This window comes from Ruegeria sp. HKCCD8929, from assembly GCF_013031405.1.
Taxonomy (GTDB): Bacteria; Pseudomonadota; Alphaproteobacteria; order Rhodobacterales; family Rhodobacteraceae; genus Ruegeria.
Genome location: NZ_WPZY01000004.1, coordinates 226,833 through 245,438, shown reverse-complemented (window position 1 = coordinate 245,438; position 18,606 = coordinate 226,833). Strand labels below are relative to the sequence as shown.

Below are 18,606 nucleotides of genomic sequence, written 5' to 3'. Positions count from 1 at the left end.
AAATCACTTTTTCATGTCCGAAAGCCGTCTTTCGATCAATTCCAGCCGTTCCAGGACCTCATCCCGATAGGCATCGGTCCTGACCTCGTCCTCGGCATGGTGCGCATCCTGCATCGAATTCACGATCAGACCCACCAGCAGGTTCACCACTGCGAATGTCGTGATCATGATGAAAGGCACGAAGAAAACCCAGGCGTAGGGGTAGACATCCATCACCGGGCGCACGATCCCCATCGACCAGCTTTCCAGCGTCATGATCTGGAACAGCGTATAGGCCGATCGGCCCAGATCACCGAACCAGTCGGGGAACGAGGCCGAGAACAGCTTGGTGGCGATCACCGCACCGATATAGAAGATGATCGCCATCAACAGGAACACGCTGGCCATGCCCGGCAGCGCCTCGATGAACCCTTCGACCACCCGGCGCAGGCGCGGGGCGACCGAAATGACCCGCAGCACCCGCAAGATCCTGAGCGCCCGCAGGACCGACAGGCCTTGGGCGCCCGGCACCAAAGCGATGCCGACGATGGTAAAGTCGAACAGGTTCCAGCCGCTCAGGAAAAACCGCTGCCGCTGCGCCACCAGTTTCATCGCGATCTCGATGATGAAGATGGTCAGGCAGGCGGTGTCGAGCAGCTCGATCATGTGCCCATGCCGCGCCATCACGCTGGGGGCGGTTTCCAGCCCCAGAAGCACCGCGTTGAAAATGATGACGCCGGTGATGAACCGGCCAAATCCCGGGCGCTCGATGAACGCGTTCAGACGCTGCGTGAAACTCATTTGTCTGCTCCTGCCTGCCTAGGCTTTGGTATGGTTCATGGTGAATGAGGCCGCAAGCTCCACATGCGCCGACCAACGGAACTGATCGACCACCTGCACCCAGTTCAATCGATACCCGGCCTCGGTCAGAGCTTTGGCGTCGCGGGCAAACGTGACCGGATTGCACGAGACATAGGCGATGGCCGGGCGCCGCGCCTGCGCCAGTTCGGCCACCTGCGCCTCGGCCCCGGCGCGGGGCGGGTCCAGCACCAAGGCGTCGAACTTGGCCAGTTCGTCCGGCATCAGCGGACGGCGAAACAGGTCGCGCGCTTCGGTGGTGAGTTGCTTCAAGCCCCGCGTTTTACGCCATCCCCGGTCCAGTGCTTCGGTCATCGCGGCCTCGCCTTCGACCGCGTGCATCTCGGCCCCCTGCGCCAACGGCAGCGAGAAGGTGCCGCAGCCCGCAAACAGGTCCGCGACCCGCTTTGCGCCGCCCACAACCTCTTGAACCGCCCGCAACAGGGCCCGTTCTCCGTCCTTCGTGGCCTGCAAAAACGCCCCCGGCGGCGGTACCACTTCTGCGGTGCCAAAGCGTTGAACGGGCGGTTCGCGCATGGCGATCACCTCATCCTCCCACGCCAGCCGCGCCAGCCCGTGTTTCTCGGTCGCCTGTGCCAGCGCCAGCTCCAGCGGGCCGTCCAGTGGCTTGCCACCCTTCACCGACACGTCCAACCCGGCCTCGGACAAAGTCAGCGTCACCGCCAGCACGCCCTTGCGGCTGCCGCCCAGCACGGCCAGCGCCTCGGCCACCGGGATCGCAGCGATCAGTGCCGGGTCCAGCAGGTGACAATCCGGGATCTCGGTGATCACATCCGACGCGCGGCCATGAAACCCGGCCAGCGTGCCCTTCTTGGTCCGCCTCACCGCGATGGTCGCCCGGCGGCGCGACCGTTCGGGCGAGGTGTGGATCGGACGCATCGGCGCCTCCAGCCCCTGCGCCGCCAGCGCATTGCGGACGATCCCCACCTTCCAATCCGCGACAAAATCATCCGAGGCATGCTGCAACTGGCAGCCGCCGCAGGATTTGTAGTGGCGGCAGGGCGGTTTCACCCGGTGGCCCGAGGGCGTTTCGATCCGGACATCGGTCAGCTGGCTGCCATCCAGCGTCCCGCTCACCACCTCGGCGGGCAGGGTGCGGGGGGCGTAGACCGGACCATCGGCGATGCCGTCGCCCTGATGGCCCAGCCGGGTTATGGTGAAACTCTGGCTCATGGCTGGCCTGATAGCCGGGCTTTGGCGCCGGCAAAACCCCTTATTCGGCGGCCTCGGTCTGAATGAACCCACCGGACTGCCGGTGCCAGAACTGGGCATACAGTCCGCCCTGCGCCAGCAGCACCTCATGCGTGCCGCTTTCGGCGATCCGGCCCTGATCCAGCACCACGATCCGGTCCATCTCGGACAGCGTGGACAGCCGGTGTGCAATCGCCAGCACCGTCTTGCCCTCCATCACCCGGTGCAGCGCGGCCTGAATCGAGGCCTCGACCTCGGAATCCAGCGCCGAGGTCGCCTCGTCCAGCACCAGGATCGGCGCGTCCTTGAGAATGGCGCGGGCCAGCGCGATCCGCTGCCGCTGCCCGCCCGACAGCTTGACCCCGCGCTCACCCAGATGCGCGTCATAGCCCTGACGGCCCTGGCCATCTGCGAGCCCGAGGATGAACTCATGCGCCTCGGCCTTCTCGGCGGCAGAAAGCATCTCTCCCTCAGAGGCATCGGCCCGGCCATAGAGGATGTTCTCACGCGCCGAGCGGTTGAACATTGCGGTTTCCTGCGTGACCATGCCGATCCGGCGCCGCAAACTGTCCTGCGTCACGCCCGAGATATCCTGCCCGTCGATCCGGATCGCACCGTTCTCGCCGTCATAAAGCCGCAACAGCAGCGACACGAGCGTCGATTTCCCTGCGCCCGATGCCCCCACGATGCCCAGTTTTTCGCCCGGTCTTACCGTCAGTGAAATCCCCTGCACGCCGCCCACGTCGCGGCCATAGGCAAAACCCACATCGTTAAACACGATCTCGCCGCCGGTGACCTTCAGCTCCCTTGCACCGTCGGAATCCTCAAGCCGGTTGCGCACGGCCAGCGTTTTCATCCCGTTCTCGACCTCGCCGACATTGGCATAAAGCCCCATCAGCGTGAAGCTGACCCAGCCGGTCATCTGCGAGATGCGGATCGACACCGCCCCCGCCGCCACGATGTCGCCGGCAGTCGCGCTGCCCGCCTGCCACAACAGCAGCGTTGCGCCCATCAGCAGCACCGGCAGAACCCCGGCCAGCGTCAGCAGGATCACCCGGAAACTGGCCGACAGCCAGCCGAACTCCAGCGAGCGCTCGCGCAGCTCAACCATGGCATCCCGGGCGGCGCTGTCCTCATGCGCGGCGTGCGCGAACAGCTTGACCGTCTTGATGTTGGTGATCGTGTCCACCACCTGCCCCGACACCATCGCCCGCGCCCCGGCCCGCGCCGCCGAGCGCTCGCGGATGCGTGGCAGGTACCAGCGGATCAGCGCGAAATACCCCACCAGCCACAGCGCAAAGGGCAGCATCGCCAGCGGGTGAATCGACCCTAACAAGGCCAAAGACCCCACTAGAGAGGCCAGCGCAAAGACGATGGCGCTGATGGTTTCCGACACCACCGAGGTCAGCGCGTTCGAGGTCTGCATCTGCTTCTGCGCGATCCGACCCGCGAAATCGTCGTCGAAATAGGTCACCGACTGGCCCAGCGTCCAGCGGTTCAGCTTGGCCAGCACCAGCGGCGGAATGTTGGGCATGACGATGTAGTTGTTCGACACCGAGGACAGGCCGAACAGGATGGGCCGCAGCACCACGAAGAACGCCACCGCCCCGGCAATCATCGCGAGGTTCTGAACCGAGAAGAACGCCTCGGGCCCGCTGGCCGTGGCCATGTCGATCACCTGACCGAGGATCCAGGCCGTGCCCGCCTCCATCGCGCCCGCGAACCCCGAAAACGCAGCCGCCACGAACAGCATCGGCCACGCCCCGGACAGGCACCAGCGGATGAACGCCCCCAGCGTTTGCGGTGGGGGCGTGTCCTGGGCCCGGAACGGGTCGATCAGGTCGGCAAGTTTCATTCAGCAGCCTCCGGGTTCAGGAAACCGCCGGACTGCCGCGCCCAGAACTGGGCATAAAGCCCGCCATGGGCCAGCAATTCGGCATGCGCCCCCTGCTCGACGATGCGGCCCTGATCCATGACCAGAATACGGTCCATCTGGGCAATGGTGCTGAGCCGGTGCGCGATGGCGATCACTGTCTTGCCCTGCATCATGCCGTAAAGCGTGTCCTGAATGGCGGCCTCGACCTCGGAATCTAGGGCGGATGTCGCCTCATCCAAGAGCAGGATCGGCGCGTCCTTCAGGATCACCCGCGCCAGCGTCACCCGCTGCCGCTGACCACCCGAGAGCTTCACACCGCGCTCGCCCACATGGGCGTCATAGCCACGACGGCCCTGCGGGTCTTCGAGATCCAGAATGAACTCATGCGCCTCGGCCTGTTTGGCGGCGGCGATCATCTGCGCCTCGGTGGCATCCGGACGACCATACAGGATGTTGTCGCGGACCGAGCGGTGCAGCAGCGCGCTGTCCTGCTGGACCATGCCGATATTGCTGCGCAGGCTGTCCTGCGTCACCGCGCGAATGTCTTGCCCGTCGATCAGGATTGCACCGCGTTCGGCGTCGTAGAACCGCAAAAGCAGCTTGACCAGGGTCGATTTGCCCGCACCCGAGCGCCCGATCAGACCGATCTTTTCGCCCGGGTTTATGGTCAGGCTGATGCGGTCCAGACCGCCCGCCTCGCGCCCGTAATGGTGCGACAGTTCGCGCAGCTCGATCCGGCCGTCGGTCAGTCGCAGCGGCTTTGCGGTTTTTCCATCCACCAGATCAATGGGCTGGGCAATGGTCTCCATCCCCTCGGCCACCACGCCGAGCTGGCGGAAAAAGGTGGTCAGTGCCCACATGATCCAGCCGGTCATCGCGTTCAGCCGCAGCGTCAGCGCCGTCGCCGCCGCCACCGCGCCGACCGAGGCCTGCCCCTGCATCCAGAGCGCGATGGCCCAGCCGACCACGCCCACGATCAGCACGCCGTTCAGCGTGACCAGAGCGGCATCCATGATGGTGAAGATCCGCATCTCGACCTGAAAGGTGCGCCGCGTTGCCTCGATGGCTTCCTTGGCATAGGCCAGCTCATGATCGTTATGCGCGAACATCTTGACCGAGTGGATGTTGGTGTAGCTGTCCACCACCCGCCCCGTCACGGTCGAGCGCGCATCCGATGCCGCCTGCGACGCCGGGCCCACCCGCTGGATCGTCCAGCGCACCAGAACCGCATAGAGCGCAAACCAGATCAGCAGCGGCACCAACAACCGCACATCCGCCGCCATCAGCAACACCGCCGCGCCGATCAGATAGGCCAGCGAGAAGGAAATCGCGTCGAAGACCTGAAAGATCACTTCGCCCGCCGCCGGCGGGGTCTGCATGATCCGGTTAGCAATCCGCCCGGCAAAATCGTTCTCGAACCAGCCCACCGACTGCCGCAGCACGTGCTTATGCGCCCGCCAGCGGATCAACGTGCCAAAGTTCGGCAGAATCGCGTTGTTCAGCAACAGCACGTCCACGATATGCAACATGGGCCGCAGCAGCAGGACAAAGACCGCCAGCAAGATCAACTCGGTCCCGTGATTCGACCAGACCTCGGACGGAGTACCGCCCAGCAGGTCAACCACCCGGCCCATGTAGTAGATCAGCCCGATCTCGACCGCCGCCACGATCACCGAAATCAGCGCAGCCCAGAAAAAGACGCGCATGAAGGGCCGGGAATACTCCAGCATGAACGGCCAAAGCCGTGTCGGCGGGGCGTCGACCTCAGGATAGATGACAAAGGGGTCTACAAGATTTTCGAAGTAACGAAACATGACGGATGCTCCAATTGAGCGGGTCGTTTTTTGGAAATGCGAAGAAGGCGGCGTCGGGACACCACCCGGAACGGGTCGATGATCCCAGCCTCAGCTGAACCAGATCCCGTAGTACATTCGCATCCCTCCGTACATGTTGCGTGCGCAAGGTAGCCAAAAACGGAGGGATTTGTCACCCCGGAATTTTTCAGCCCGGTTTCAGGCGCCGGATTTCAGCAAATCATCGCGCGTCAGGGTAAAGTCCGAGGCGATCCATTTCGTCTCTAACTCGGCCAGTTTGGCCCCCAGAGCCGGGCCGGTGTAGTCGGGGATCAGGTCCTGGGCCGCGATGGGGAATTCCACCTCGGCCCCATGCGCAAGCTGTTCGGAGAGGTCCGGCTGCCATGGCTGTTCAAAGAATGCACCGCGAAGAAGCAGGGCATCCAACCCGTCCTCGACCCCGTGCCGATAGCCGAGTTCGGCGGCCCCGGAGGACCCGGTCGCATCCTCGCGCATGCGCGTCAGCCGTTGCATCTGGGCCCGGCTCAGACGCAGGGTGGCAGCAGCCTCGGGATCGGTCATCGCAGCCAGGCGGCGGATCGGGTCGATCTCTGCCCCGGCCTCCGCCTCGATCGCGATCAGCGGCGCCAGCGCCCGGTCATCGGCCCCCGGCAGCAGTTGCGCCAGCACCCCGGCCGAGCGCATCGCCGCCACCGACGGCGCCGGATCCGGCGCGCCGAGGAGTTTCAGCAACTCGGCCCCCACCCGCTCGCGCGAGAGTTTTGACAGCCCGTCGAGATTTTCGGCAATGGCGGCCAAAGCGTCGGCGTCAAACCCGGCCTCTTCGTCGCCATACCACGCGTGAAACCGGAAATACCGCAGCGAACGCAGGTAATCTTCACGAATACGGTCCTGCGCTTCGCCGATGAACCGAACCCGGCGCGCCTCAAGATCCGGCAACCCGTTCAGCGGGTCCAGCACCGTACCATCGGGGCGGGCGTAAAGCGCGTTCATGGAGAAATCCCGCCGTGCCGCATCCTCTTCGAGGGTATCGGCAAAGGCCACGACGGCGCGGCGGCCATCGGTTTCCACATCGCGGCGAAAGGTGGTGACCTCATGCGGGATGCCGTCCTGCACCAGCGTGACGGTGCCGTGCTCGATGCCCGTGGGCACCGCCTTGATGCCCGCCGCCTCGGCCAGTGCCATCACTCGTTCGGGTCGGGCGTCGGTGGTGATGTCGATATCAGCGACACTGGCCCCCAGCAGCGCGTTGCGCACGCAACCACCCACGAACAGGGCCTGTGCCCCATCCGCCGTCAGCGCCGCGCAGATCTGTTGCGTTGCGGGATGGGTCACCCATCCGTCGGTAATTCGCCTCATCCCGCCATCCGTGCCGCCAGCCCCCGCAGCATTCGCGCGGTGGCTCCCCATATGTAATAGGGCCCGAACGGCACGGTGAAATAGTACCGCCGCTGCCCTCGCCAACGCCTTGACTCTACAATGTAGTTGTCGGGATTCAACACATGGCTCAGCGGAACCGAGAACACTTCTTCGACTTCGCCGGGTTCGGGCACCGGATCAAAAGCTTGGTCCAGAATGGCAACGACCGGCGTGACGGTGAACGAGGTCACCGTCTCATGCGCGGGCAGATGGCCCAGGATACGCGGCAGGTCCGGTGGAAGGCCGATCTCTTCCTGTGCCTCGCGCAGGGCGGTGGCGGTCACATCCGCATCGCCCTGATCCTGCTTGCCGCCCGGAAAGGCGATCTGGCCCGGATGATGTTTCAGCGCCGACGACCGTTTGGTGAGGATCAATCGCGGCGCGTCATCCGCCAGCGAGATCGGCACCAGCACCCCGGCGGGGCGCAGCTTGCGCCCCTCGGGCAGCACCGCGTCCGGGTTGAGGTCGAAATCGCTCGACCCGTTCCCCGGACGGCCCAGCGCCGCCGTCAGATCTGCTACCGGATCACGCACCGCCCGTCTGCTCGGCGTCGAAACCGACCGACTTGGGGTCCAGCACGTAATGGGCGCCGCAGAACTGGCAATCGGCGGTCACGGTGCCTTCGGGCGTGGTCATCTTCTCGATGTCACCCGCCGAGTAGATCGACAGGCTCTGCCGCACCCGGTCCTCGGAACAGGTACAGCCGAACTGCACCATCTGCGCGTCATAGACACGCGGCTGTTCCTCGTGAAACAGGCGCACCAGCAAGTCGGTGGGCTGCACCGACGGGCCGATCAGTTCCAGATCCTCGACCGTATCCAGCAGGATGTTGACGCGGTTCCAGTTCTCGCCCTCTTCGCCATCGACCAGATCGGCTGCGCTGAGGATCTCTCCGCCGCCGTCGCCCGAAGCAACGAACGGCGAGGCCTTGGGCATGTGCTGCAACATGATCCCGCCAGCGCGCCAATGCTCGTCCACGCCGGGCTCGGTGGACTTGCCAAAGCTCAAGGCGAACCGGGTCGGCAACTGCTCGGACTGGGCAAAATAGGCCTCGGCGCAGGCGCGCAGCGAACCGCCGTCCAGCGGCGTGATACCCTGATAGGGCTGGGTGTCCTTGCCCTGGTCGATCAGGATCGCGAAATACCCTTCGCCCACCTGATCGAACGGCGCACCATCGGTCAGACGCTCGTGGTCAAAGCTGGCGTAGGCGCGGATCTGCGCGGGCTGCCCCTCTTCCCGCGGCGCGTAGTAATCCGTCGCGATCATCCGCACCGCGCCCTTGGACTGTACCTGCAGCGACAGCTTCCAGCGCAAGGAGATGGTCTGACCGATCAGCGCCGTCAACAGAGCCATTTCGGCCACCAGCGCCTCGACCTGCGCCGGATAGTCGTGCTGTTTCAGGATGCCGTCCAGCACACCGTCCAGGCGGGCCACCCGGCCACGCATGTCGGTTGCGTCAAGCTGAAAGGGCAGGACGGTATCGTCCCACGCGATTTTCGTTCCAAGAGACATGGGGTTTCCTTACACGCCACAGGTTGGCATACCGCCACCATATAAGTCGAAGAGCTCGGGTTGAAAGGGGCCATACATGATCAGGCGTTTCGGTGAAAGCCCCGAACCGGGCCGGGCTTACACGCGGCGTCCCGGGGCCTATGTCCTGCTGCCGCGCGGGGGCTCACTGCTGCTGACCTGGTACGATGACGGGCTGAACCCCGAGCTGCAATTGCCCGGCGGTGGCATCGACCCGGGCGAATCGCCGATCACCGCTTTGCACCGCGAAGTGTATGAGGAAACCGGCTGGCGGATTGCGAATCCCCGGCGTGTTGGTACGTTCCGCCGCTTTGCCTATATGCCTGAATATGACCTCTGGGCCGAAAAGATCTGCCTGATCTACCGCGCCCACCCGGTCCGGCCCCTGGGTCCGCCGAGCGAATCGTTTCACGAGGCGCTGTGGATGGACACCGCCGTGGCGGTCGAGGCCCTGGGCAACCCCGGCGACCGGCATTTCACCCGGCTGCACGCCATGGGCCTGTAGTGCAACGTCTCAGGCCCCGTTATATTCAAAGAAGGTGGCCGATACGTCATCCTCAAGCCCGTGCTCCGGCGACATGATCTGCGTCAGGCGCCAGAACAGATCGTCCAGAAACTCCTGCCCGCCACGGCCCGCATCACAGCCGCGCACCAGATCCAGCAACCCCTCGGGCTCCAGCATCTCGCCATTGGCCAGACGGCATTCGGTGAACCCGTCGGAATAGAGCAGCAATCGATCGCCCGGCTCCAGATAGGTATCGACCCGCTGATAGGGGATATCCGGCAGCAGACCGATCGGCACCCCGCCTTCCCCCAGAAACTCGGCCCGCCCGTCACGACGCAGAACCAGCGGGTGCGGATGCCCCGCCTGCACCATCTTCAAATGGCCGTTGCGCAGATCGACGATGGCATAGACCATTGTAAAATATTCCTCGATCCCGGTATCGGCGATCAGGCGGGAATTGAGGGTCGCCGCCACCTCCTCGGGCGGCAGCAGCGCGTAGAAACGGTTGAACCGTTTTTCCATGGCGACGTTCTGATCGAAATAGGTGCTGGACAGATACCCCCCCAGCCGCGCCGTCATCATCGCCGAGGTGATGCCATGGCCCGAGACGTCGATACTGTAGAACCCAAGCCGGTTCACCCCGGGTGAGAACATGCCCACCAGGTCGCCGCCGATATGGCCGCAGGGTTTCAGAAGCAAACTGACCCGGGACGCGCCAAAGTCGCGCGTGAGTTCCGGCACCAGCGAATCCTGAATCTTGCGCGCCTGCATCAGGTCCTTGTCGATGGCGTCATGCGCCACCTTCAACTCGTCCAGCGCCTGTTCGATCAGCCGGTTCTTGTCCGACAGCTCGCGCTGCATGCCCAGAATACGTGCGCCCGCCGAGATACGCGCCCGCAGTTCATCGGCGCTGACCGGCTTGATCAGGAAATCGTCCGCCCCCGCGTCCAGCCCCTGTGCGACCTCGTTCTTTTCGCTCTTGGAGGTCAGCAGGATGAAATAGGCATAGTGGCCCGTCTCACCGGCCCGGAACGCTTTGCAGAACTCCAACCCGCTCATCCCCGGCATCACCCAGTCGCTGAGCACCAGATCGGGCGGGTTTTCGGCGCAGATCTCCATCGCGGCCTGCCCGCTATCGGCCTCGATCACATCGAATCCCCATTTCCGGAGCGAGCCCACCAGAATCCGGCGTTGCAGGCGGCTGTCATCCACGACCAGCGCCTTTCGGATGGCGCCAAATCCCTGCTCCGGCTCGGCCTCCACGCTGTTACCCTGCAACACCTTGTACTTCCCTGTTGTCCGCTCATGACTGGGCGCGGACGACGCTAGGCGTCTGCCCTTAACATCCTGTGAAATCTAAAACTCAAACCATCTTTCCGCGCCGCTTAACCCTGCGTTTACCTCCAAACCCCTACCAAAGAGTGAACGGGCGGAGTGTGTGTGAGGTGTTTCATGATCGACTGGCCAAGGGTCACACAATTGCATGACGAGGTGGGCGCCGAGGATTTCGGCGAGGTGGTCGAGATCTTTCTGGAAGAGGTCGATGAGGTGATCGCACGTGTGCGCGCCGACACCGGCCGCGCGGATCTGGAACGCAACCTGCATTTCCTCAAGGGCAGCGCGCTGAGCCTTGGGTTTCAGGAGTTTTCGAAACTGTGCCAGGACGGCGAGCGCGCGTCCGCTGCCGGCCAGGCGGAGACCGTCGATCTGGACGAAATCATCGGCAATTTCCACGCCTCCCGGTCCGAGTTTCAGGCCGGGCTGACGCAGCACATCTGAGGTTCAGATCACGAACTGTGCCAGCGTCTCATCCTCGGTGATGTCGGTATAGGTGAACCCGGCATCGTCCAGATGCGCAAAGAGCCGCACGAAATTCTCGGGCTTGCTGGTTTCGATCCCGATCAGAACCGAGCCGAAATTCCGCGCCGATTTCTTCATGTATTCGAACCGGGCAATATCGTCGTCAGGCCCCAGAATCCCCAGGAATTCCTTTAGCGCCCCGGGCCGCTGCGGCAGCCGCAGGATCAGGTATTTCTTGACCCCGGAATAGCGCTGCGCGCGTTCCTTGACCTCGGGCAGGCGTTCGAAATCGAAATTGCCGCCCGAGGTGACACACACCACCGTCTTGCCCCGGATGAAACTTTGCACATCCGCCACCGCCTCGACCGCCAGCGCGCCTGCGGGTTCCAGAACGATGCCCTCGACATTCAGCATCTCGATTATCGTGGCGCAGATCCGGTCTTCAGACAGGGTCAGCACATCCGACAGATGCCGGGTCTTGAGCAGCTCGAACGGCTTGTCCCCGATCCGACCCACCGCCGCGCCATCGACAAAGGTGTCCACATGGTCCAGCGCCACCGGATGCCCCGCCGCCAGCGCCGCGCGCAGACACGCGCCACCCGCCGGTTCCACGAACAGACAATGGGTGCGATCCCCGAACCACGTCGCCACGCCCGACGACATGCCACCGCCGCCCACCGGCAGCACCACATGATCCGGCACCCGGCCCAACTGCGCCTCGATCTCGACCGCCAGCGAGGCCTGGCCTTCGATCACATCGGCATCGTCAAACGGCGACAGAAAATGACCGCCCTGCGCGGTGCACCAGCTTTGCGCCGCCGCCAGCGTGTCGTCGAAATAGTCGCCGGTCAGGTGAATCTCGACCTGCTCGCCACCGAACATCCGGGTCTTCTGGATCTTCTGCTGCGGCGTGGTCACCGGCATGAAGATCACGCCCCTGACGCCTAGGTGCTTGCACATGAACGCCACGCCCTGCGCGTGATTGCCCGCGCTGGCGCAGACGAACAGATCCTGCTCCGGCTGCTTGCGCATGGCGTTGAACGCGCCCCGGATCTTGTAGGAGCGCACGGGGCTCAGATCCTCGCGCTTGAGCCAGATATCGGCGCCATACCGCGCGGACAGATGCGCGTTGCGCTGCAACGGCGTCACGGGAAAAACGGTGCGCATCGCCTCTTCGGCGGCGCGGGCGCGGGTCTCGAAATCGCTCATGCCGGTGTCAGTGCCGTATCACGGCCCAAGTGGCAAGGAATACATATGTCTACCGCGCCAGATCGCGTTTCTCGATGAAGACGCCGTACATAGTGGTCAGAATGCTGACATTGATCAGCGGCAGGATCAGCATCACCAGCAGAATAACCACAATCAACCCTACAATCGGGATGAACATCAGCAAACCGGCCAGAAACTGCATCAGGAACTGAAACATCAGGGACAGGATCACGAGCAACAGGATTTGACCGTTAACGCCAGCGGTCGCCTGCCAGGCCTCGGGCAGCGTCACAGGCTTTCCGATTGCCGCACCGGGAAGCATCGGCGACAGGCGATAAAACCCGATCCACAGAAACGCCACCATCACGATCCAAAACACAAATCCGATGACAACGGACGCCTGCATTACTCCGCCAGAGATAAGCGACGCGGGCAACATGACGATGATGGCCAGAATACCCAGAAGAAGAACGCGCCCGAAATAGGCGAGGATGCGATCAAACCGGAACGGCGGCAGCACGCCCGAGGGATATTCTTCCAGCAACACGAAACGGTGCCAGGACACCACGATCCAGAAGACGACGATCATCGCAACAGCCAGCACACATACAAGGAACATGGCCAGCGAACCGGACGTTACGCCCGCGGGAAACCCGGTTGTTCCACTGTCAAAATCTTCGAAAGGAATGTCGAAGAGATAGAACAGGCCAAAAACCAGCACACCGCCGAGCAGCGCCGGAACCACCGATATCTGCAGTGCCTGTTTGAGGTTCCTCAGGACCATCCTCACGGAATGCACGAAAATTTCTAATCCCAGCATCGAAACCGCCTCTCAACCAATCCTTGTGTCGTTTCAACCGTTTCAGCCCATTTCCCCCACCGCGTCAATCCGTGCAACTTGCCCCCACGTTCAAAACCCGTTAGGGGCCAACCGTCATTCGCATAATGGGGAAGTCAGATGTCCGCGCCCAAGAAAGTTGTTCTGGCCTATTCCGGTGGCCTCGATACCTCGATCATCCTGAAATGGCTGCAGACCGAGTATAGCTGCGAGGTCGTGACCTTCACCGCCGATCTGGGCCAGGGGGAAGAGCTGGAGCCCGCCCGCCAGAAGGCCGAACTGCTGGGGATCAAACCCGAGAACATCTATATCGAGGATATCCGCGAAGAATTCGTCCGCGACTTCGTCTTCCCGATGTTCCGCGCCAATGCCCAGTATGAGGGTCTGTACCTGCTGGGCACCTCGATCGCGCGTCCGCTGATCTCGAAACGCCTGATCGAAATCGCCGAGGAAACCGGCGCCGATGCCGTGGCCCACGGCGCCACCGGCAAGGGCAACGATCAGGTGCGGTTCGAACTGGCCGCCTATGCGCTGAACCCCGATATCAAGGTGATCGCCCCCTGGCGCGAATGGGATCTGACCAGCCGCACCCGCCTGCTGGAGTTTGCCGAACAGAACCAGATCCCGGTTGCCAAGGACAAGCGCGGTGAGGCGCCGTTCTCAGTCGATGCAAACCTGCTGCACACCTCGTCCGAGGGCAAGGTGCTGGAAGACCCGGCAGAGATGGCGCCCGACTACGTCTATCAGCGCACCGTTCACCCAGAAGACGCGCCGAACGAGCCCGAATTCATCGAAATCGGCTTTGAAAAAGGCGACGCGGTCAGCATCAATGGCGAGGCGATGAGCCCGGCCACCATCCTGACCAAGCTGAATGAATATGGCGGCAAACACGGCATCGGCCGTCTGGATCTGGTCGAGGGCCGTTTCGTGGGCATGAAATCGCGTGGCATCTATGAAACGCCGGGCGGCACCGTTCTGCTCGAGGCACATCGTGGCATCGAATCCATCACCATGGACCGGGGTGCAATGCACCTGAAAGACCAGCTGATGCCGCAATATGCCGAGCTGATCTATAACGGCTTTTGGTATTCGCCCGAACGCGAGATGCTGCAGGCGGCCATCGACAAGAGCCAGGACCACGTCACCGGCACCGTCCGCATCAAGCTCTACAAGGGTCTGGCCACCTGCGTGGGCCGCTGGTCGGATCACTCGCTCTACTCCGAAGAGCACGTGACCTTCGAAGAGGACGCCGGCGCCTACGACCAGAAAGACGCGGCAGGCTTCATCAAACTGAACGCCCTGCGCCTGCGCCTGCTGGCGATGCGCGACAAGCGCACCAATGGATGAGCGGACTCGACCCCGTTCTCTTCATCAAAGCTCAGGACCGGGTCTGGCCCTCGGTCCTGAAAGAGCTTGAGCAGGGCCAGAAGACGAGCCACTGGATGTGGTTCGTGTTTCCCCAGCTTTCTGCCCTTGGCCGCTCTCCCACGGCCCAGCGCTATGGCATCGCCGACCTGGATCAGGCCGCCGACTATCTGGCCAACCCGGTTCTGCGGGATCGGCTGATCGAGGTGTCCCGCCTGATGCTGTCTCATTCCGGCACATCGGCAAGCGCGATCCTCGGCCCGGTCGATGCGATGAAGCTGCGGTCCTCCATGACGCTGTTTTCGCTGACCAAAAACGCTCCACTGGAGTTCAAACAGGTTCTCGACGCGTTCTACGAGGGGCCTTGCCCGCTGACCCTTCAGTTTACATCCACGTAAAACCGGCGTCAGATCCCGTTAGGTCAGGCTTGCCCGCGCGTGATGCGCCCTCCTAAATGGCCGGAAACTGGACAGGAGACACCGATGCCCCTTCAGGACATCGCGGACGGTATTCAGACCGGCCTTGCAGGCAAAAACTTCGACGGCTCGCTGAAATTCGACTGCGGCACGGACGGCGTCATCGTGCTGGCCGACAACGCCGCATCGACCCGGGATCAGGACACCGATTGCACGATCCGCATCTCGACCGACAACCTGACCAAACTGCTGACCGGCAAGCTCAACCCGATGACCGGGGTGATGATGGGCAAGCTCAAGATCTCGGGCGACATGGGCGTTGCGATGAAGCTTGGGCAACTGCTCAAATAACCCCTTCTTCTGTTTGAAAATATCCCGGTGGGGTGAACAGGCTTCCCGGAAACTGTCCAGTGGACAGTTTCGCCTGTGAACGGGCGGAGCCCCGGGCGCGCAACGCAGGACGGGAGCAGAGCCCCCAACCCGGTCAGAGCTTTACTGCCCGCATCTTCTCATAAAACGGCAGCGCCGCCTGCAGCACCGGCTGCAAATGCTCCGGCACCTCCGGCAAGGGCCCCTCTGGACCCGCAAACCCGGTCGAGTTCCACACCGCGCCGTACCAATGCGCGGCCCAGACGCCATCGCTCTTGTGTCCGCCCTTGGGCCAGCTCAGCATATGCGGCGACCAGGGCACGCCGATCGTGTCGCACAGCTTTTCCAGCATCCCGCCCGGGTCCTCACGGATATCGTGGCTGTCGATCACCACCGGATCGCCGCCCCAGCCCTGCACCTCATCGAACAGCTCGGCCTGCTGCCAGAAGCCGATATCGTCCAGCGTCGGGTTTTCCCGCTTGGCGGCATAGCTTGCGATCACCCGCGCCGGGTGGCGGATCAGGAACACATTGCGCACCTCGCGCATCCAGTCGCGCGGCACGCCCGCAATCATGTGCTGAGTCATGTGCTTCTGATACCAGAACGGGCGCGCCACCGGGTTGGGGCCCGCCAGCTTTGCCGCCACCTCGGCCGGGTCCTGCGGCTGCGAGGCCAGAATTTCTTCGCGCAGCGGATGATCCAACCCGGTCAGCGCCAGATAGGCGGCATAGAACGGCTCATCGACAACGGCGCAATCGGTGCGGGCGCCAAAAGCGTACATCATCGCCGTCGACAGGTTGCGCGGCCCCGACCACATGGCGATCTTCATTTGGAAATCTCCTGCTGGATCAATGCTTTATATAAATCCCGAATACGCTCGGTCACCGGGCCCATCTGCCCGGCTCCGATCACCCGCCCGTCAATCTCGCTCACCGGCGTCTGCGCCCCGAACGTACCGGTCAGAAACGCCTCATCCGCGCCATAGGTATCGACCAGCGAATAGTTCCGCTCATAAACCGGAATGCCATCGGCCCGGCACAGATCGATGACCTTGGCCCTCGTGATCCCGTTCATGCAGTAATCACCGGTCGAGGTCCAAACCTCGCCCTTGCGCACGATGAAGAAGTTGCAGGCATTGGTGGTGTTCACGAACCCGTTCACATCCAGCATCAGCGCCTCATCCGCCCCCGCCTTTTCCGCAGCGATACAGGCCAGGATGCAGTTCAGCTTGGAATGCGAGTTCAGCTTGGGGTCCTGCGTCATCGGTAGCCCGCGCAGATGCGGCACCGTGGCCAGCCGGATCGGGCGTGGCAGTTTCGGCCGTGAATGCTCCATGATGATCACCATCGTGGGGCCGGATCGGCTGAGCGACGGGTGCTGGAACGGGCGCATCTTGACCCCGCGCGTCACCATCAGCCGCGCATGGGCATCGGTGGTCATGCCGTTGGCCTCCTGCGTCGCCCGCAGCGCGTCGATCACCCCCTGCCGGTCCAGCCCGATATCCAGATCGATGGCCTTGGCCGCCTCGAACAGCCGGTCGATATGTTCGTCCAGAAACGCCCAGTGGCCGTCATAGAGGCGCAACCCCTCCCACACGCCATCGCCCAGCATGAAGCCGCTGTCATAGACGCTGACCGTGGCTTGCGCCTTGGGCACGATGCGACCATCGACATAAATCAGGATGTCCTCGTTGCGGACGTCATCCTCGGCCTGATGGGTGCTCATCTTGTCGGTCATCTGCTCCTCCTCTTGGCGCGCACGCTAATCCCGGTTTGAGACGTATCCAAGGGGTAAACTCCTCTCACCAGCGCGTGACATTTTGCGTCACCATCTTGCCCGGCGCGCGACCCGAGGGCAGCTTGTCCGCAAAGGAGGATCGCCATGACCCTGACCGATACGCTCAAACCCATCGCCCTTGCCGCCGCCATGAGCCTGACCACCCTGATGCAGGCCGGGTCTGCCCAGGCTGGCAGCCCGGAAACCCTGACCGTCGCGGGAGGCTGTTTCTGGTGCGTGGAATCCGATTTCGAAGGCGTGCCGGGCGTGCTCGGCGCGGTGTCAGGCTATACCGGCGGCAAGGTGGACAACCCGACCTACAAGCAGGTCTCGCGCGGCGGCACCGGCCATTACGAGGCGGTGCAGATCACATTCGATCCCGACAAGGTCTCGCGCCAGCGGCTGTTGAACCTGTTCTTCCGTTCGGTCGATCCGACGGATGCAGGCGGCCAGTTCTGCGACCGGGGTGAGAGCTATCGGACCGCCATTTTCGTCTCTAACAAGGGCGAAAAGGCGATTGCCGAGCAGGCCAAGGCCAAAGCGCAGGGCGATCTGGGCCAGAAAATCGTCACGCCGATCCTGAGCGCGGGCAAGTTCTATCCCGCCGAGGCCTATCACCAGGATTATTACAAGGGGGACAAGCTGATCCTGACCCGCTTCGGCCCCAAGCGTCAGGCCAGCGCCTACAAGGCCTATCGCAAGGCCTGTGGCCGCGACCAACGCGTGAAACAGCTCTGGGGTGACGCCGCGCCCTTTGCGGGGAGTTAAAACCGGGCGTCCTGCACGTCTTTCAGATCGGGAATCACATCCGCCGTGCCGTGCCGCGTGACCATGATGGCCGCGGCACGTATCGCTTGCGAAATCGCCTGCGCAATCGGCATCCCCCGGTCGATCCCCGCCAGCACATAGCCAGTGAACGTGTCACCCGCGCCAGTGGTATCGACCGCCTCGACTTTGAACGCCGGAAACTCCTGCGTCTCGCCTGATGCCGTGTCGAAATACCGCGCGCCCCGCGACCCCAGCGTGACGATCACCTGCGGCACCGGAAGCTGGTCAGGTGAAAGGCCGCTGGCCTGCTGCAACTGCTCGGCCTCAACCTCGTTGAGGATCAGGAAATCCAGATGCGGCAGCACCGCCTGCACCGCCTCCGCCTCAAAAGGTGCAGCGGCATAACAGACCTTCAGCCCCAGATCGCGGCCCATCTTCGCGGCCTCGACCTGCGCATTGGTTTCGTTCTGCATCACCAGCAGATCGCCCGCCTGCGCCGAGGACAGCGCCTGCCCCAACTGATCCGCCCCAATGGAGTGGTTGGCGCCGGGAAACAGCACGATCTGGTTCTCTCCGCCGGCATCGACGGCAATGATCGCATGGCCGGTTGGCACCTCCGCCTCTGAAATATGGCGGGTATCGACGCCGTATTCGGTCAGCCGCTCCACCGCCCAGCGCCCCTCGGGACCCACCGCACCGATATGACAGACATGGGATCCCGCGCGCGCCGCCGCCACCGACATGTTGGCGCCCTTACCACCCAGAAACTGCTCCAGCTTGGAGGCGGCCAGCGTCTCCCCCGGCCCGGGCAGGTGCGGCACCGCATAGACCATATCCGCATTGATCGAGCCGAGGTTCCAGATCGCCATGGC

General features: G+C 63.3%; 19 protein-coding genes. 6 read left to right on the top strand and 13 right to left on the bottom strand.

Going from position 1 to position 18,606, the window contains the following annotated elements:
* Positions 1–3 precede the first annotated feature (3 nt).
* From GOX53_RS08335 to GOX53_RS08305, 7 genes are all read right to left on the bottom strand, one after another.
* Positions 4–780, bottom strand: a complete 777-nt coding sequence (locus tag GOX53_RS08335) for an ion transporter (RefSeq protein ID WP_171175255.1) — start codon at positions 778–780, stop codon at positions 4–6.
* Positions 781–798: 18 nt separating this feature from the next.
* Complete coding sequence (locus tag GOX53_RS08330) at positions 799–2,031, bottom strand: class I SAM-dependent RNA methyltransferase (protein WP_171175253.1); 1,233 nt, start codon at positions 2,029–2,031, stop codon at positions 799–801.
* 40 nt (positions 2,032–2,071) lie between these two features.
* Entirely contained in the window at positions 2,072–3,904 is a 1,833-nt protein-coding gene (locus GOX53_RS08325; protein ID WP_171175251.1) for an ABC transporter ATP-binding protein, read from the bottom strand.
* On the bottom strand, positions 3,901–5,739 hold the full coding sequence (locus GOX53_RS08320) for an ABC transporter ATP-binding protein (RefSeq protein ID WP_171175249.1): 1,839 nt from the start codon (positions 5,737–5,739) through the stop codon (positions 3,901–3,903). The genes GOX53_RS08325 and GOX53_RS08320 overlap by 4 nt, the downstream gene beginning before the upstream one ends.
* A 198-nt stretch (positions 5,740–5,937) precedes the next feature.
* The gene (locus GOX53_RS08315) at positions 5,938–7,098 is read right to left on the bottom strand and encodes a CCA tRNA nucleotidyltransferase (protein WP_171175248.1); all 1,161 of its coding nucleotides are present in this window, start codon (positions 7,096–7,098) and stop codon (positions 5,938–5,940) included.
* Positions 7,095–7,691, bottom strand: a complete 597-nt coding sequence (locus tag GOX53_RS08310) for a CoA pyrophosphatase (protein WP_171175246.1) — start codon at positions 7,689–7,691, stop codon at positions 7,095–7,097. The genes GOX53_RS08315 and GOX53_RS08310 overlap by 4 nt, the downstream gene beginning before the upstream one ends.
* A complete protein-coding gene (locus tag GOX53_RS08305; protein WP_171175244.1) occupies positions 7,684–8,670 on the bottom strand; it encodes an Hsp33 family molecular chaperone HslO in 987 nt (328 codons plus the stop codon). Before GOX53_RS08305 ends, GOX53_RS08310 begins: the two co-directional genes overlap by 8 nt.
* A gap of 76 nt (positions 8,671–8,746) precedes the next feature.
* Here GOX53_RS08305 and GOX53_RS08300 point away from each other — a divergent pair, with 76 nt between their 5' ends.
* The gene (locus tag GOX53_RS08300; RefSeq protein WP_171175242.1) at positions 8,747–9,193 is read left to right on the top strand and encodes an NUDIX hydrolase; all 447 of its coding nucleotides are present in this window, start codon (positions 8,747–8,749) and stop codon (positions 9,191–9,193) included.
* Positions 9,194–9,202: 9 nt separating this feature from the next.
* On the opposite strand, the gene GOX53_RS08295 is transcribed toward GOX53_RS08300, so the two are convergent.
* Complete coding sequence (locus GOX53_RS08295; protein ID WP_171175240.1) at positions 9,203–10,474, bottom strand: fused response regulator/phosphatase; 1,272 nt, start codon at positions 10,472–10,474, stop codon at positions 9,203–9,205.
* A gap of 171 nt (positions 10,475–10,645) precedes the next feature.
* On the opposite strand from GOX53_RS08295, the gene GOX53_RS08290 reads away from it, so the two are divergent.
* Complete coding sequence (locus tag GOX53_RS08290; protein WP_171175238.1) at positions 10,646–10,972, top strand: Hpt domain-containing protein; 327 nt, start codon at positions 10,646–10,648, stop codon at positions 10,970–10,972.
* A gap of 3 nt (positions 10,973–10,975) precedes the next feature.
* Here GOX53_RS08290 and ilvA read toward each other — a convergent pair whose 3' ends face one another.
* Both ilvA and GOX53_RS08280 read right to left on the bottom strand, forming a co-directional pair.
* Complete coding sequence (ilvA, locus tag GOX53_RS08285; protein WP_171175236.1) at positions 10,976–12,202, bottom strand: threonine ammonia-lyase IlvA; 1,227 nt, start codon at positions 12,200–12,202, stop codon at positions 10,976–10,978.
* Between the two features lie 49 nt (positions 12,203–12,251).
* Positions 12,252–13,022, bottom strand: coding sequence for a hypothetical protein (locus GOX53_RS08280; RefSeq protein WP_171175234.1), 771 nt, complete (start codon positions 13,020–13,022; stop codon positions 12,252–12,254).
* A 138-nt stretch (positions 13,023–13,160) separates the two neighbouring features.
* Between GOX53_RS08280 and GOX53_RS08275 the strand changes: the two genes are divergently transcribed.
* The 3 genes from GOX53_RS08275 to GOX53_RS08265 all read left to right on the top strand — a co-directional run bounded on the left by GOX53_RS08275 (position 13,161) and on the right by GOX53_RS08265 (position 15,172).
* Positions 13,161–14,387 carry an argininosuccinate synthase gene (locus GOX53_RS08275; protein WP_171175232.1) on the top strand — a complete coding sequence of 409 codons (1,227 nt, stop codon included), beginning with the start codon at positions 13,161–13,163 and terminating at the stop codon, positions 14,385–14,387.
* A complete protein-coding gene (locus GOX53_RS08270) occupies positions 14,384–14,803 on the top strand; it encodes a DUF1810 domain-containing protein (RefSeq protein ID WP_171175230.1) in 420 nt (139 codons plus the stop codon). Before GOX53_RS08275 ends, GOX53_RS08270 begins: the two co-directional genes overlap by 4 nt.
* 84 nt (positions 14,804–14,887) lie before the next feature.
* Entirely contained in the window at positions 14,888–15,172 is a 285-nt protein-coding gene (locus GOX53_RS08265; protein ID WP_171175228.1) for an SCP2 sterol-binding domain-containing protein, read from the top strand.
* 133 nt (positions 15,173–15,305) lie between these two features.
* Here GOX53_RS08265 and GOX53_RS08260 read toward each other — a convergent pair whose 3' ends face one another.
* The gene (locus GOX53_RS08260; RefSeq protein WP_171175226.1) at positions 15,306–16,019 is read right to left on the bottom strand and encodes an HAD family hydrolase; all 714 of its coding nucleotides are present in this window, start codon (positions 16,017–16,019) and stop codon (positions 15,306–15,308) included.
* Positions 16,016–16,927: a D-amino acid aminotransferase gene (locus tag GOX53_RS08255; RefSeq protein ID WP_171175224.1), complete on the bottom strand. Its 912-nt coding sequence runs from the start codon at positions 16,925–16,927 to the stop codon at positions 16,016–16,018. The genes GOX53_RS08260 and GOX53_RS08255 overlap by 4 nt, the downstream gene beginning before the upstream one ends.
* Positions 16,928–17,071: 144 nt before the next feature.
* Here GOX53_RS08255 and msrA point away from each other — a divergent pair, with 144 nt between their 5' ends.
* Positions 17,072–17,734, top strand: a complete 663-nt coding sequence (msrA, locus tag GOX53_RS08250; RefSeq protein WP_171175222.1) for a peptide-methionine (S)-S-oxide reductase MsrA — start codon at positions 17,072–17,074, stop codon at positions 17,732–17,734.
* On the opposite strand, the gene GOX53_RS08245 is transcribed toward msrA, so the two are convergent.
* The gene (locus GOX53_RS08245; RefSeq protein WP_171175220.1) at positions 17,731–18,603 is read right to left on the bottom strand and encodes a ribokinase; all 873 of its coding nucleotides are present in this window, start codon (positions 18,601–18,603) and stop codon (positions 17,731–17,733) included. The genes msrA and GOX53_RS08245 overlap by 4 nt on opposite strands.
* Between the last annotated feature and the right edge of the window lie 3 nt (positions 18,604–18,606).

Coding starts and splice junctions, on each gene's coding strand:
- GOX53_RS08265 (WP_171175228.1), top strand. CDS start 14,888: ATGCCCCTTCAGGACATCGCGGACGGTATTCAGACCGGCCTTGCAGGC.
- GOX53_RS08255 (WP_171175224.1), bottom strand. CDS start 16,927: ATGACCGACAAGATGAGCACCCATCAGGCCGAGGATGACGTCCGCAAC.
- GOX53_RS08305 (WP_171175244.1), bottom strand. CDS start 8,670: ATGTCTCTTGGAACGAAAATCGCGTGGGACGATACCGTCCTGCCCTTT.
- GOX53_RS08315 (WP_171175248.1), bottom strand. CDS start 7,098: ATGAGGCGAATTACCGACGGATGGGTGACCCATCCCGCAACGCAACAG.
- GOX53_RS08275 (WP_171175232.1), top strand. CDS start 13,161: ATGTCCGCGCCCAAGAAAGTTGTTCTGGCCTATTCCGGTGGCCTCGAT.
- msrA (WP_171175222.1), top strand. CDS start 17,072: ATGACCCTGACCGATACGCTCAAACCCATCGCCCTTGCCGCCGCCATG.
- GOX53_RS08280 (WP_171175234.1), bottom strand. CDS start 13,022: ATGCTGGGATTAGAAATTTTCGTGCATTCCGTGAGGATGGTCCTGAGG.
- GOX53_RS08245 (WP_171175220.1), bottom strand. CDS start 18,603: ATGGCGATCTGGAACCTCGGCTCGATCAATGCGGATATGGTCTATGCG.
- GOX53_RS08335 (WP_171175255.1), bottom strand. CDS start 780: ATGAGTTTCACGCAGCGTCTGAACGCGTTCATCGAGCGCCCGGGATTT.
- GOX53_RS08260 (WP_171175226.1), bottom strand. CDS start 16,019: ATGAAGATCGCCATGTGGTCGGGGCCGCGCAACCTGTCGACGGCGATG.
- GOX53_RS08330 (WP_171175253.1), bottom strand. CDS start 2,031: ATGAGCCAGAGTTTCACCATAACCCGGCTGGGCCATCAGGGCGACGGC.
- ilvA (WP_171175236.1), bottom strand. CDS start 12,202: ATGAGCGATTTCGAGACCCGCGCCCGCGCCGCCGAAGAGGCGATGCGC.
- GOX53_RS08325 (WP_171175251.1), bottom strand. CDS start 3,904: ATGAAACTTGCCGACCTGATCGACCCGTTCCGGGCCCAGGACACGCCC.
- GOX53_RS08320 (WP_171175249.1), bottom strand. CDS start 5,739: ATGTTTCGTTACTTCGAAAATCTTGTAGACCCCTTTGTCATCTATCCT.
- GOX53_RS08270 (WP_171175230.1), top strand. CDS start 14,384: ATGAGCGGACTCGACCCCGTTCTCTTCATCAAAGCTCAGGACCGGGTC.
- GOX53_RS08290 (WP_171175238.1), top strand. CDS start 10,646: ATGATCGACTGGCCAAGGGTCACACAATTGCATGACGAGGTGGGCGCC.
- GOX53_RS08300 (WP_171175242.1), top strand. CDS start 8,747: ATGATCAGGCGTTTCGGTGAAAGCCCCGAACCGGGCCGGGCTTACACG.